This window comes from Microbacterium sp. Soil_C_42 (assembly GCF_057656735.1).
This window is the reverse complement of record NZ_JBDGJU010000002.1, coordinates 40085-53958: the sequence shown is the minus strand read 5'-3', so window position 1 is coordinate 53958 and position 13874 is coordinate 40085. Positions and strand designations below refer to the sequence as shown.

Genomic DNA, 13874 nt, shown 5'->3' with positions numbered 1-13874 from the left:
CCGGCGCGGCGGCGATCATCCGGTGTACGGCTGCGGGACGCTTGCCTCAGCCGGCGGCGGCGACGGCCGCCACTACGACCGCAGGGTCGGTGACGTCGTGGCCCGGCGACCCGCCGCCCGGGCCGGACGGCGCATCGTGGCCCGCGCGCGCTCGCGCCGACAGGTGCACCGCGTCGACCCCGGCCGCGAACAGTGCCGGGATATCGGCGGGCTGCACTCCGCCGCCCGCCATCACCTCGACAGCTCCCGAGCGCTCCGCGAAGGCCGCCAGCATGGCGAGGCCGTCGATCGAGCGCGGAGCACCGCCCGAGGTCAGCACGCGGTCGACACCCTCGGCCACCAGCGCGTCGAAGACGGCGGACGGATCGGCGGCGGCGTCGACGGCACGGTGGAACACGAGCGTCGCGGGGCCTGCAGCATCCCGCCATCGGCGCAGCGCCTCGACGTCCAGGCCGCCCGCCGGGGTCAGCGCGCCCACGACCACACCGCCCGCGCCACGATCCACGCACGCGCGGATGTCGGCCGCCACGAGCGCGACCTCCTCGGGGTCGTAGACGAAGCCGCCTCCGCGAGGACGCACGAGCACGTTCACGGTCGCGGGGTCGACGGCTGCGAGCACGGCCTCGAGGGTCGCGAGCGATGGGGTCAACCCGCCCACGTCAAGGGCCTGGCACAGCTCGAGACGGGCGGCCCCGGCCGCGATCGCGGCGCGGGCCCCTGCAGGGTCTTGGACGGCGATCTCGACAGGGCGCGGTGCGGACATGCCGTGAGCCTAGTCCGACGGTGCTCCCCGCCGCAGACATGGTGAGACCCGCCGCGCTCCCGGGCGGCGGGTCTCTACGGATTCACGCGAATCGCAGCTGCCGCGGCCTCATGAAGAGGTGCCGGAACCACATGCCGATCCCGGCTGAGACGCGTGACGCCGGGCTCTCGGGTGTGATCGTCGCGCCGCGGTCGGCGATGCTGCGGAGAATCTCGTTCTCGCGATCCAGGGCGGCCGCCCGCTCGCGATCGAGCCGGTCGGCCGTGAAGGTCAGGGTGCTCCCGCCCATGGCCGTTCCTTTCATGATCCTCGCCCGGGTTGGCGAGTGTTGTGTGTGGGGAGTCGCGGTCGCGGCGCCGTGATACGCCGGACACGCCCTCGAAGGAACGGACTCTGAGCGACCAGGGTCAGAACGCCGGCGCTCCCGCACGCACCAGCCGCCAGTTCTCGACGTGGAAGTCCGCGGGGTCGATCACTCCCGTCGCCGAGGCGTACGCCACGATCGCCTCGCGGATCGCGACCTGCGCGTTGTAGACCACGGGCGCCGTCGCGACATGCGGGAACCCGCCGCCACCTGACTGCCGGTAGTTGTTGATCGCCACCACGAACCGCTGGTCGGCCGCCACCGGCGCCCCGCCGAAGGCGAGGTTCCCGATGCGCGAGCCCCGCGGCTGGGAGATGTCGATGTCGTATGTGACGCCCGAGAACTGGTCGAAGTTGTAGTCGGGCGTGTTCAGCGCGTTCGTCCAGGTCGCGGGCGCGACCGGAGCGTCGGGTGCCACCTGCTGGAAGTACTTCGCCGAGTACTCGAGGTAGTCCCTGATCTGGGCGCCGGTGATCACCGACGCGAGCAGCGTGTTGTCGTAGATGTACAGCCCCGCGACGTCCTTGATCGTGACCTGCCCGGCCGGGAACGTCGCGGCGCGGTTGAACGGCGCCGCGAGGGAGATCAGCGGAAGGGATGCCTCGGCGGTGCCTGCGATCGCCTTCGACACGGTGTCGATCTGCACACGGTGGATGTAGTCGAGGATTGCAGTGTCTTTCCAGCACGACTCGGCGGCGGAGAGCACCTCGGTCGACGTCGCGACCGGCGTGTTGACGTACGCGACGACGGCGTCGTGCTGCGCCTTGACGACCTGCACGAGGGCGGGGTCGTCGGCGACCGTGTTCGTGTTGACGGTGAGGGATTTCGCCCCGGTGACCGCCCACTTGCCACGGTCGATCGTGAGCGTGAGGTCGAATACGCTGAGGCGCTGACCCCAGTTCTTCGGCTCGCTCATGACGACCTGCTTGCCCGTGGCCTTGTTCATCACGAACCGCTGCGGGACGTCCTGGTGGGCGTGGCCGAAGAGGACCGCGTCGATGCCGGGCACCTGCTCGGCCAGCAGGGCCGACGCGTTCTCGACCGGGATGTCGCTCCCGTACGACGACAGGCCGCTGTCGCCGGCGTGGACGCTCACCACGACCACGTCGACGCCTTCCGCGCGCATGACGGGCACCCAGCGGGCGGCGGTCTCCACGACGTCGAGCACGTCGATGCGTCCGCTCACGTTCGCCTTGTCCCAGAGGACGACGCCGGGGTTGGTGAGGCCGAGCACGCCGACGCGGATCGGCTTGTAGCCCGGGATGTTCATCTTCTTGACGACATAGGGCCGGAACGCGGGATCGGTCGTGCCCGCGTGCACGGCGTTCGCCGCCAGGGCCGGGGCATCCAACTGCGAGATCCAGTTGTCGAGGAAGTCGAGCCCGTAGTTGAACTCGTGGTTGCCGAGGGCCACGGCGTCGTAGCCGATCGCGTTGAACGCGGCCGCGATCGGATGAACCGCGCCCGATGCGGTGACCGGGTCGACGGTCGCGTAGTAGAAGCCCAGCGGCGACCCCTGGATCGTGTCGCCGGCGTCGAACAGCAGCGTCCGGCCGCGCCCGCGGTCAGCGCGGATCTGGTTCACCAGGCTCGACACGCGAGCCAGCCCGATCGTGTTGCCCGCGCTGTCGCTGTAAGCGGCGTCCTTGTAGTAGTCCCAGTTGAGCGCGTTGGCGTGGATGTCGGATGTGCCCATGACGGTGATGGTCACGGACTTCCCGCCGGGTGCGGCCGACGCCTGCGGCGACTGCACCCATCCGGCCGCGGCGAGCACGCTCGCCGCGGAGACGCCGACGAGGAAATTGCGGCGACTCAGACCCGAGCGGGGCGGGTTCTCCGCCGTGGTCCCGAGGTCGCGGTCAGACGCGTGATCAGGCATGTTTTCTCCCATGGCGAGGATCGAACCACGCTCGCGGGCGCGGCGACAAGAGTTCGCGGATGAGGAAACTCTCAGCAACCTCTCCGCCCGCCCGGTACATGCCGAGAGCCCGGCCCCTCTCGGGACCGGGCTCTGCGTGACGATCGCGCGTGGCGCGGTCAGCGGGTCGGGATCAGCGCGCGGCCGAGCCCTCGACGTAGTCCGCGTCCTGCTGCTTCCATGCGAAGAGCGAACGCAGGTCCTTGCCGACCGACTCGATCGGGTGGGCGGCGGCCTTCTCACGGAGCTCGAGGAACTCGACGGCGCCGTTGTCCTGGTCGTCGATGAAGCGCTTGGCGAACGCGCCCGACTGGATGTCGGCGAGCACGGCCTGCATGTTCTCCTTGACGCGCGGGTCGATGACGCGCGGGCCCGACACGTAGTCGCCGTACTCGGCGGTGTCGGAGACCGACCAGCGCTGCTTGGCGATGCCGCCCTCCCACATGAGGTCGACGATGAGCTTGAGCTCGTGCAGCACCTCGAAGTAGGCGATCTGCGGCTGGTAGCCCGCCTCGGTCAGCGTCTCGAAGCCGTACTGGACGAGCTGCGACACACCGCCGCAGAGGACGGCCTGCTCGCCGAACAGGTCGGTCTCGGTCTCCTCGGTGAAGGTCGTCTTGATGACGCCGGCACGGGTGCCGCCGATGGCCTTCGCGTACGAGAGCGCGGTCGCCCAGGCGTCACCGGTGGCGTCGCGCTCGACGGCGATGATGTCGGGGATGCCGCGGCCCGCGACGTACTCGCGGCGCACCGTGTGGCCCGGCGCCTTCGGCGCGACGAGGATGACGTCGACACCCTCGGGCGCCTCGATGTAGCCGAAGCGGATGTTGAAGCCGTGCGCGAACGCCAGCGTCTTGCCCGGGGTCAGCTTGTCCTTGATGCTGTCGTTGTAGATCCCGCGCTGGTGCTGGTCCGGCGCGAGGATCATGATGACGTCGGCCCACTCGGCCGCGTCGGCGACCGACTTGACCTCGAAGCCCTCGTCCTGCGCCTTCTCGATCGACTTGGAGCCGTCCTTGAGCGCGATGACGACCTCGACACCCGAGTCGCGAAGGTTCTGGGCGTGTGCGTGGCCCTGCGAGCCGTAGCCCACGATCGCCACCTTCTTGCCCTGGATGATGCTCAGGTCGGCATCGGCGTCGTAGAAGATCTCAGCCATCTTCGTGTTTCTCCTTGATTGATTTCGGTCGTTGTTGTTCGTTGAGCGAGCTTGCGCGTCGAAACGCAGAGACGAAACGCTCGGAGGGTATGTCAGCCGCGCAGCACGCGCTCGGTGATGCTCTTGCCGCCGCGGCCGATGGCGACGAGGCCGGACTGCGCCAGCTCCTTGATGCCGAAGGGCTCGAGCGCGCGCAGGAACGCGTCGACCTTGCCCTTGTCGCCGGTGACCTCGACCACGAGCGCGTCGGGCGCGTAGTCCACGATCTGGCCGCGGAACAGGTTCACGACCTCGAGCACGTTCGAACGGGTCTGGTTGTCGGCGCGCACCTTCACGAGCATGTGCTCGCGCTGGACGGATGCCGCGGGGTCGAGCTCGACGATCTTGATGACGTTGATGAGCTTGTTGAGCTGCTTGGTGACCTGCTCGAGGGGCAGCTCGTCGACGTCGACCACCACGGTAATGCGCGAGAGTCCGGGGACCTCGGTGACACCCACCGCAAGCGACTCGATGTTGAAGCCGCGCCGGGCGAACAGGCCGGCGACGCGCGTCAGCAGACCCGGCTTGTCCTCCACGAGGAGGCTCAGCACGTGACTCGTCATGACTCAGTCCTCCTGCTCGTCGAAGGCGGGCGAGTGGTCCCGCGCGTACTGGACGAAGCTGTTGCTCACGCCCTGCGGCACCATCGGCCACACCATCGCGTCGGCGCTCACGACGAAGTCGATGACCACCGGACGGTCGTTCGTCTCGAGCGCCGTCTGGATCGCAGCATCCACGTCCTCTTCCTTCTCGACGCGGATCGCGAGGCAGCCGTACGCCTCCGCCAGCTTCACGAAGTCCGGGATGCGCACCGTGCCGTGGCCGGTGTTGAGGTCGGTGTTCGAGTGGCGGCCGTCGTAGAACAGCGTCTGCCACTGGCGCACCATGCCCAGCGACGAGTTGTTGATGATCGCGACCTTGATCGGGATGTTGTTGATCGCGCAGGTGGCGAGTTCCTGATTCGTCATCTGGAAGCAGCCGTCGCCGTCGATCGCCCACACGACCCGGTCGGGTTCGGCGACCTTCGCACCCATCGCGGCCGGGACCGAGTACCCCATCGTGCCCGCGCCGCCCGAGTTGAGCCAGGCGTTCGGGCGCTCGTACTTGATGAACTGCGCGGCCCACATCTGGTGCTGGCCCACGCCGGCGGCGTAGACGCCGTCGGGGCCGGTGAGCTCGCCGATGCGCTGGATCACGTACTGCGGTGACATGTGGCCGTCGGTGGGCTGGGTGTAGCCGAGCGGGAACTCGTCGCGCAGCCCATCGAGGAACGACCACCACTCGGCGATGTCGGGCGCGGTGCCGCCGCTGACCGCGCGGAACGCCACGTCGAGGTCGACGAGCACGTCCTTGAGGTCGCCCACGATCGGCACGTCGGCGGTGCGGATCTTCGAGATCTCGGCGGGGTCGATGTCGACGTGCACGACCTTCGCGTGCGGCGCGAACAGGGCCGCCTTGCCGGTGACACGGTCGTCGAAACGGGCCCCGAGGGCGACGATGAGGTCGGCCTCCTGCAGCGCGAGGACCGCCGGCACCGTGCCGTGCATGCCGGGCATGCCGAGGTGCTGCGGGTGCGAGTCCGGGAACGCACCGCGAGCCATCAGCGTGGTCACGAGGGGCGCACCCGTCGTCTCGGCGAGCGAACGGAGCTCCTCGGAGGCCCGGGCGCGGATCACGCCGCCGCCGACGTACAGCACCGGCTTCTTGGCGTCGGCGATCAGCTGAGCCGCAGCCTGGATCTGCTTGCCGTGCGCCTTCGTGACCGGCCGGTAGCCCGGGAGGTCGATGTTCGGCGGCCACACGAACGGCGCCTCGGCCTGCTGGGCGTCCTTCGTGATGTCGACGAGCACGGGGCCGGGGCGACCGGTCGCGGCGATCTCGAAGGCGGCCGCGATGGCACCCGGGATGTCTTCCGCGCGCTTCACCAGGAACGAGTGCTTGGTGATCGGCATCGTGATGCCGACGATGTCGGCCTCCTGGAAGGCATCCGTCCCCATCAGGGTGGAGAAGACCTGGCCGGTGATGCAGACGATCGGCACGGAGTCCATGTAGGCGTCGGCGATCGCGGTGACGAGGTTCGTCGCGCCGGGACCGGACGTCGCGATCGCGACGCCGACACGACCCGATGCGGCGGCATAGCCTTCGGCCGCGTGCCCGGCGCCCTGCTCGTGCCGGACGAGGATGTGGCGCACGGACTCGTCGTCCATGAGGGGGTCGTACACGGGCATGATGGCGCCGCCCGGGAGACCGAAGACATCGGTCACCCCGAGCAGGTCGAGAGAACGGACGACCGCTTCCGCGCCCGTGAGCACGGGCGTCGAGGCGGTGCGGGCTGGCGGCCGGGGAACGGCCGCGGCGGTGTCGGCTGACATGGTGATTTCCTCTGAAATGGGTCGGAGGCGGATGTCGGAAGCCAGGCTCAACCGGTGGTCGCGCCCTCCGCAGCGGAGCGCACGAGTCGGGAGTACTTGGCAAGGACGCCACGGGTATAGCGCGGGGGAAGCGGCTCCCAGCCAGAGCGGCGGGAGTCAAGCTCAGCCTCGTCGACGAGTAGGTCGAGAGTGCGAGCCGCGATATCGACCCGTATCAGATCACCATCGCGCACGAAGGCGATGGGACCTGCGTCCACCGCTTCGGGTGCTATGTGGCCGATGCACAGGCCGGTTGTGCCGCCTGAGAATCTGCCGTCCGTCAAGAGTAGTACATCTTTTCCGAGCCCCGCGCCCTTGATGGCCGCGGTGATCGCGAGCATCTCGCGCATGCCCGGGCCGCCCTTCGGGCCCTCGTAGCGGATCACGACGACGTCGCCGGCGGCGATCTCACCGGCCTCGAGCGCGTCCATCGCGGCACGCTCGCGCTCGAACACGCGGGCAGGTCCTTCGAACACGTCGGCGTCGAAGCCGGCCGACTTCACGACCGCGCCCTCGGGGGCGATCGAGCCGTGCAGGATCGTGATGCCGCCCTTGGCGTGGATCGGGTCGTCGAACGAGTGGATGACGGTGCCGTCGACAGGGTCGGGATCCAGGTCGGCGAGGTTCTCGGCCAGCGTCTTGCCGGTGACGGTGAGCGCGTCGCCGTGGAGCAGACCCTCGTCGAGCATCGCCTTCATGATCACCGGGATGCCGCCGTGCCGGTCGACGTCGTTCATGACGTACTTGCCGAACGGCTTCATGTCGGCCACGTGCGGCACCTTGTCGCCGATGCGGTTGAAGTCGTGCAGGCTCAGGTCGACATCGGCCTCGCGGGCGATCGCGAGCAGGTGCAGCACGACGTTGGTCGAGCCGCCCAGCGCCATCGCGAGCGCGATCGCGTTCTCGAACGCCTCCTTGGTGAGGATGTCGCGCGTCGTGATGCCCTGACGCAGCAGGTTGACCACGGCCTCGCCCGAGCGGTGCGCGAAGTAGTCGCGGCGGCGGTCGGCCGACGGCGGCGCGGCCGAGCCGGGGAGGCTGAGTCCGAGCGCTTCGGCGACGGAGGCCATCGTGTTGGCGGTGTACATCCCGCCGCACGCACCCTCGCCCGGGGCGATCGCGCACTCGATGCGCTTGAGGTCGGCCTCGCTCATCTTGCCCGCGAGGCACGCGCCCACGGCCTCGAACGAGTCGATGATGGTGACGTCCTTCTCGGTGCCGTCCGAGAGCTTGACCCAGCCGGGCGCGATCGAGCCGGCGTACAGGAAGACGCTCGAGAGGTCCAGGCGCGCCGACGCCATGAGCATGCCGGGGATCGACTTGTCGCACCCGGCGAGCAGCACCGATCCGTCGAGGCGCTCGGCCATGATGACGGTCTCGACGGAGTCGGCGATCACCTCACGGGAGACGAGCGAGAAGTGCATGCCCTCGTGGCCCATCGAGATGCCGTCCGAGACGGAGATGGTGCCGAACTGCAGCGGATAGCCGCCGCCGGCGTGCACGCCCTCCTTGGCGCCCTGCGCGAGCCGGTCGAGGCTCAGGTTGCAGGGGGTGATCTCGTTCCAGCTCGAGGCGATGCCGATCTGCGGCTTGTCCCAGTCCGCGTCGCCCATGCCGACGGCGCGGAGCATGCCGCGCGACGTCGTGGCTTCGATGCCGTCGGTGACGACGCGACTGCGGGGCTTGATGTCGATGGAGTTGTCAGCGAGCGAATCGGGCTGGGCCATTGACTCAGTGTATTCCCGTGTCACGACCCGCTCGCCCCGAGTGACGGAGCCCGGGCGATCTTTAAGCCCGACGCTGCGAGCGCTCAGCGGCCAGGCGCTTCAGCAAGGCGGCGAGCCCCGCGATGTCGGGCGCACGCACCGCTGCGGCGGTCTCGCCCTCCCCCACCCGCACGCCGAGGTCGCCGTCTCCGAGGCTCGCCAGCGCGTCCTCGTCGGTGACGTCGTCGCCGGCGAACAGCACCGCCGTGGCGCCCACGCGCTCGCGCAGCTCGGCGATGGCGGAGTCCTTGCCCTCATGCCGGAACGCGAACTCGACGATGTTGTGTCCCGTGCGCCGGCGCCAGTGCGGGGCCTCGGCCGCGACGATCTCGTCGACGACGCGGTTCGCCTCGGCCGCGGCCTCGGCGGTCGCCCGGCGCGTGTGCACCCCGAACCCGAAGGTCTTGGGCTCGATCCAGACGCCCTCGAGGTGCGCTGTGGCCTGCTCGGCATGCCCGCGGAGGGCGTCGCGCAGGGCGACGTCGGCGTCTTCTTCGCCGTGGCTCGCAAGGCCCTCGCCGGGGAGCCAGAACTCGGCGCCGTGCGACCCCGCCAGCAGCACCTGCGACGAGTCGTCGTGCTCGGCGATCACGCGGAGGTCGACGAGGCTGCGCCCCGAGACGAAGGCGACGATCGTGTCCGGCGCCGCGACCAGCGCGCCGACCGCTTCGCGCGCAGCGGGCAGCATCCGTGCGTCCATCGGCTCGTCCTCGAGCGGCGACAGCGTGCCGTCGAAGTCGAGGGCTGCAAGAAGGCGATCGGATGCTGCGAGCTTGTCGATCGCCGCGGCAGCGGCGCGCGAGTCGAGGGTCATTCGCGGGACCCCGCAGCCTTGTTGAGCGCGGGGAACCTGTTGCGCTCGCGCGCCCCGTCGAGCGCGTCGAGGAACGACTGCGACCATCGCGCGACATCGTTCTCGAGCACCTTCCTCCGCAGCGCCCGCATGCGACGCCCCTGTTCGGCCGGCGGCATCTCGATGGCCCGCATGAGGGCGTCCTTCATCCCGTCGATGTCATGGGGATTGATCCGCACCGCGCTCGACAGCTCGTCCGCGGCGCCGGCGAACTCGCTCAGCACGAGCACGCCGCGGTTGTCGATGCGCGCTGCCACGTACTCCTTCGCGACCAGGTTCATGCCGTCGCGCAGAGCGGTGACCAGCATGACGTCGGCAGCCATGAACAGGGCCACCATCTCCTCCCGCGGGTACGCCTGGTGAAGGTAGCGGATCGCGGTGTGCCCCATGGTGTCGTGGTCGCCGTTGATGCGACCGACGGTGAGCTCGATCTCGTCGCGCAGCTGCATGTAGGCCGCGACCCGCTCGCGGCTGGGGCTCGCGACCTGCACGAGCGTCACATCCTCGACCGTGATGCGGCCGTCCTCCAGCAGCTCGCCGAAGGCCTTCATGCGGTGACGGATGCCCTTGGTGTAGTCCAACCGGTCGACGCCGAGCAGGATCTTCTTCGGATTCCCCAGGCTCTCGCGGATCTCCTTCGCGCGCGCCTTGACGTCATCGCGCTGAGCGAGCTCCACGTACGAGGAGGCATCGATCGAGATCGGGAACGCCTTCGCCAGCGCGCGGCGGGTGGTGCCGTCGGGGTTGGGCACGGTGATCCCGGACGCCTTCGTCTCGTAGCGGAACTGCCGGCGCACCGCGCGGGCGAAGTTCCCGGCGTCGGCGACACGCTGGAATCCGATGACGTCCGCCCCCAGCAGTCCTTCAAGCACCTGCCGGCGCCACGGCAGCTGCGAATAGAGGCCGTATGCCGGGAAGGGAATGTGGTGGAAGTACCCGATCGTCAGGTCGGGTCGCACCTCGCGGAGCATCTGTGGGACGAGCTGAAGCTGATAGTCCTGCACCCACACGGTCGCGCCCTGCGCCGCGACCTCCGCGGCCGATTCCGCGAACCGCCGGTTCACCTTGACGTACGAGTCCCACCACACACGCCGGTACCGGGGCTCGGCGATGACGTCGTGGTAGAGCGGCCAGAACGTGTCGTTCGACATGCCCTCGTAGTAGAGCTCGACGTCTTCGGCGCTGAGCTTCACGGGCACCAGGTACGTGCCCTCGAACTCGAAAGGATCGACCTCGATGTCGGGCTGCCCCGGCCAGCCGACCCACGCACCGTCGGTGCGGCGCATCATCGGCTCGAGCGCCGTCACGAGGCCGCCGGGCGAACGCCGCCAGCCCGGCTCGCCGTCTCCGTCCACGACACGGTCGACCGGCAGCCGGTTGGCGACGACGACGAGTTCGGCGGTGTGGGCGGCGGGCTCTGTCACGCGGTCTCCTGACGGTTTCGTGGACTCGGCACGCCCAGGCTACCGCGCGCCGGGTCGCGTCCGAGTCCCCTTGACTCATCGGACGGCCCCATGTCAAGGCGCGCGGCGCCCGCATGCCCCGCGCTAACGTGGCCCCATGCGCAAGTACCTCTTCGGCACCGGCCTCCTCACCGCGATCACCGGCGGGCTGACGTTGATGAGGGGACTCCGCGAGAACGAGCCGTTCACGTGGCGCATGGCGCTCGGGTGGCTCAGCTGGGGCATCTCCCTGGCCCTCGCGATCGGCGCGATCGTCGACGTGCGCCGCGCCGCGCGCGGCGAGCTCATCGCGAACGACTCCCCCGTCCACGGCCGTGAGAAGAAGCTCCTCAAGCGCCGCATCCAGCCCTGACCTGCACAGGCCAGCGCCACGTTACCCATCCGGGTCCCGTGGCGCTTCCGTTCGGGGGTCGGCGGTGATCAGCGCGTGAGGATGAGCGCGTCGCCCTGACCGCCGCCGCCGCACAGCGCCACCGCCGCCGTGCCGCCGCCGCGCCACACGAGTTCGTGCACGACGTGGACGACGAGGCGGTTGCCGGAAGCCCCGATCGGGTGTCCGATCGCGATGCCGCCGCCGTGCGGGTTGACGACGTCGTCCGAGAGGCCGAGCTCGGCCTGCGAACGCACCACCACGGCGCCGAACGCCTCGTTGATCTCGACGATGTCGAGGTCGCTCGCGGCGAGGCCCTGCTTGGCCAGAGCCTTCTCGATCGCGCGCGCGGGCTGCGAGTGGAGCGAGTTGTCGGGGCCGGCCACCTGCCCTGACGCGCCGACGACCGCGAGCACGTTCCAGCCGTTCTCGTCGGCGTGCGAGCGCGTCGTCAGCACGACCGCGGACGCGCCGTCCGAGATCTGCGACGAGTTGCCCGCGGTGATCGACCCGCCGGACGCGAACGCCGGGCGCAGGCCCGCGAGCGTCTCCACGGTGGTCTCGGGGCGCACGCCCTCGTCCTTCGTCACGACGACCGGCTCGCCCTTGCGCTGCGGGATCTCGACCGGCACGATCTCGGCGTCGAGGCGCCCCTCGGCCTGCGCGGCGGCCGCGCGCTGATGCGACCGCGCGGCCACAGCATCCTGAGCCTCTCTCGTCACCTCGAGCCGTTCGTTGTGTCGCTCGGTGGATGCGCCCATGCTCTCGCGGTCGTAGGCATCGGTGAGCCCGTCGAACGCCATGTGGTCGAGCACCTCGATCGAGCCGTAGGCCCAGCCGTCACGCGAACCCATGAGCAGGTGCGGGGCGCGCGTCATCGACTCCATGCCGGCGGCGACCACGACCGTCGCGTCGCCCACCGCGAGCATGCGCGCGCCGTCGATGATGGCCGTGAGGCCGGAGAGGCACACCTTGTTGACCGACCCGGAGTGGACGTCCCACCCGATCCCGGCGCCCACCGCCGCCTGACGGGCGGGGTTCTGCCCGCTTCCGGCCGCGAGCACCTGGCCGACGAGGACGGCGTCGACAGCGTCGGCGGGGATGCCGCCCTTCTCGAGTGCGCCCTTGATCGCGGCGCTGCCCAGCTGCACCGCCGTGAGCGGAGCCAGCTGGCCCTTCAGCCGCCCCTGCGGAGTGCGCGCAGCGGCGACGATGACGACGTCGTCGTGGTTCATGCTTCGATTCTCTCTCCGACGGCGACCGTCAGCTCCGGTTCGGTGGCCGCGATGACCTCTTCCACAGTGACGCCGGGGGCCGTCTCGACCAGCACGAGTCCGGCATCCGTCACATCGATGACCGCCAGGTCCGTGATGATGCGGTCGACCACGCCGCGTCCGGTAAGGGGCAGCGAGCACTCGTTCACGATCTTCGCCGAGCCGTCCTTGGCGACGTGCTCCATCAGCACGATCACCTTCGCGGCGCCGTGCACCAGGTCCATCGCGCCGCCCGGCCCCTTCACCATCTTTCCGGGGATCATCCAGTTGGCCAGGTCGCCCGTCGCCGACACCTGCATCGCGCCGAGGATCGCGGCGTCGATCTTGCCGCCGCGGATCATCCCGAAGCTCGTCGCCGAGTCGAAGAAGGCGGCCCCGGGCAGGGTCGTCACCGTCTCCTTGCCGGCATTGATGAGATCGGGGTCGACGTTCTCCTCGGTCGGGTACGGCCCGACACCCAAGATGCCGTTCTCGGACTGCAGCACCACGGTCACGCCTTCGGGCACGAAGTTCGGCACCAGGGTCGGCAGGCCGATGCCCAGGTTGACGTAGGCGCCGTCGGCGAGCTCCTCGGCCGCGCGGGCGGCCATCTCATTGCGGGTGAGCGGCATGTCAGGCTCCTTCCGGCATCTCGCGCGCGGCGGCCTGTGCGACCGAGACCGTGCGCCGTTCGATGCGCTTGTCGATGTCGGATCCGACCTCCACGATGCGGTGCACATAGATGCCGGGGAGATGGATGCTGTCGGCCTCCAGCTCTCCCGGTTCCACGAGCTCCTCGACCTGGGCGATGCACACGCGCCCCGCCATCGCGGCGAGCGGGTTGAAATTGCGCGCGGACTTGTTGAAGACGAGGTTGCCGTGCCGATCGCCCTTCAGCGCGTGGACGAGCGCGAAGTCGGTGACGATCGCCTCCTCGAGCACGTAGTCGCGCGCGGCGCCCGAGACCTCGAAGCTGCGGACGTCCTTCACGGGCGACGCGACGGCGATCGAGCCGTCGGCGGCGTAGCGACGGGGCAGCCCGCCCTCGGCGACTTGGGTTCCGACGCCGGTCTGCGTGTAGAACGCGGCGATGCCCGATCCGCCGGCACGGAGCTTCTCGGCGAGCGTGCCCTGCGGCGTCAGCTCGAGCTCGAGCTCACCCGAGAGGAACTGCCTCTCGAACTCCTTGTTCTCGCCGACGTACGACGACGTCATCTTGCGGATGCGCTTGGCGTTCAGCAGGATCCCGAGACCCCAGTCGTCGACGCCGCAGTTGTTGCTCACGATGCTGAGATCGCTCGTGCCCTGTGCGAGCAGCGCCTCGATGAGGGCGATCGGATTGCCCGAGAGCCCGAACCCGCCCACCGCAAGAGACGCCCCGTCGGGGATGTCGGCGACGGCTTCCGCCGCCGAGCCCCAGGTCTTGTCGATCATTGTGCTCCTTTGCAGTCAGGTCGCTCCGCCTCCATCGTCCGGCTCGATGGGGCTGCACCGCCACCTTGCCGCTTGCCATGT

General features: G+C 69.6%; 13 protein-coding genes. 1 reads left to right on the top strand and 12 read right to left on the bottom strand.

The genetic code is table 11. From position 1 onward, the window contains the following. Positions 1–46: 46 nt before the first annotated feature. The 9 genes from AC3A46_RS01870 to AC3A46_RS01830 all read right to left on the bottom strand — a co-directional run bounded on the left by AC3A46_RS01870 (position 47) and on the right by AC3A46_RS01830 (position 10697). Positions 47–763: a copper homeostasis protein CutC gene (locus AC3A46_RS01870; protein ID WP_487663547.1), complete on the bottom strand. Its 717-nt coding sequence runs from the start codon at positions 761–763 to the stop codon at positions 47–49. Positions 764–845: 82 nt separating this feature from the next. Beyond that, complete coding sequence (locus AC3A46_RS01865) at positions 846–1052, bottom strand: hypothetical protein (RefSeq protein WP_487663546.1); 207 nt, start codon at positions 1050–1052, stop codon at positions 846–848. Positions 1053–1170: 118 nt separating this feature from the next. After that, the gene (locus AC3A46_RS01860; RefSeq protein WP_487663545.1) at positions 1171–3006 is read right to left on the bottom strand and encodes a 5'-nucleotidase C-terminal domain-containing protein; all 1836 of its coding nucleotides are present in this window, start codon (positions 3004–3006) and stop codon (positions 1171–1173) included. Positions 3007–3178: 172 nt separating this feature from the next. Next, the gene (gene ilvC / locus AC3A46_RS01855) at positions 3179–4204 is read right to left on the bottom strand and encodes a ketol-acid reductoisomerase (protein WP_487663544.1); all 1026 of its coding nucleotides are present in this window, start codon (positions 4202–4204) and stop codon (positions 3179–3181) included. A 92-nt stretch (positions 4205–4296) separates the two neighbouring features. Continuing rightward, complete coding sequence (ilvN, locus tag AC3A46_RS01850; protein WP_045297961.1) at positions 4297–4806, bottom strand: acetolactate synthase small subunit; 510 nt, start codon at positions 4804–4806, stop codon at positions 4297–4299. A gap of 3 nt (positions 4807–4809) precedes the next feature. After that, a complete protein-coding gene (locus AC3A46_RS01845) occupies positions 4810–6615 on the bottom strand; it encodes an acetolactate synthase large subunit (protein WP_487663543.1) in 1806 nt (601 codons plus the stop codon). Positions 6616–6662: 47 nt separating this feature from the next. Further along, positions 6663–8381 (bottom strand): dihydroxy-acid dehydratase, encoded by a 1719-nt coding sequence (ilvD, locus tag AC3A46_RS01840; RefSeq protein ID WP_487663542.1) that lies wholly within the window; start codon positions 8379–8381, stop codon positions 6663–6665. A 61-nt stretch (positions 8382–8442) separates the two neighbouring features. Then, positions 8443–9234: a trehalose-phosphatase gene (otsB, locus tag AC3A46_RS01835; protein ID WP_487663541.1), complete on the bottom strand. Its 792-nt coding sequence runs from the start codon at positions 9232–9234 to the stop codon at positions 8443–8445. Continuing rightward, positions 9231–10697: an alpha,alpha-trehalose-phosphate synthase (UDP-forming) gene (locus AC3A46_RS01830; RefSeq protein ID WP_487663540.1), complete on the bottom strand. Its 1467-nt coding sequence runs from the start codon at positions 10695–10697 to the stop codon at positions 9231–9233. Before AC3A46_RS01830 ends, otsB begins: the two co-directional genes overlap by 4 nt. A gap of 136 nt (positions 10698–10833) precedes the next feature. On the opposite strand from AC3A46_RS01830, the gene AC3A46_RS01825 reads away from it, so the two are divergent. Continuing rightward, the gene (locus AC3A46_RS01825; RefSeq protein WP_487663539.1) at positions 10834–11088 is read left to right on the top strand and encodes a hypothetical protein; all 255 of its coding nucleotides are present in this window, start codon (positions 10834–10836) and stop codon (positions 11086–11088) included. Between the two features lie 68 nt (positions 11089–11156). Here the strand turns inward: AC3A46_RS01825 and AC3A46_RS01820 are convergent, their stop codons facing one another. The 3 genes from AC3A46_RS01820 to AC3A46_RS01810 are packed head-to-tail and all read right to left on the bottom strand — an operon-like array spanning position 11157 to position 13793. Continuing rightward, positions 11157–12341 (bottom strand): acetyl-CoA C-acetyltransferase, encoded by a 1185-nt coding sequence (locus tag AC3A46_RS01820; RefSeq protein WP_487663538.1) that lies wholly within the window; start codon positions 12339–12341, stop codon positions 11157–11159. Further along, positions 12338–12991, bottom strand: a complete 654-nt coding sequence (locus AC3A46_RS01815) for a CoA transferase subunit B (RefSeq protein ID WP_310291401.1) — start codon at positions 12989–12991, stop codon at positions 12338–12340. Before AC3A46_RS01815 ends, AC3A46_RS01820 begins: the two co-directional genes overlap by 4 nt. 1 nt (position 12992) lies before the next feature. Next, a complete protein-coding gene (locus tag AC3A46_RS01810; protein WP_487663537.1) occupies positions 12993–13793 on the bottom strand; it encodes a CoA transferase subunit A in 801 nt (266 codons plus the stop codon). Positions 13794–13874 lie beyond the last annotated feature (81 nt).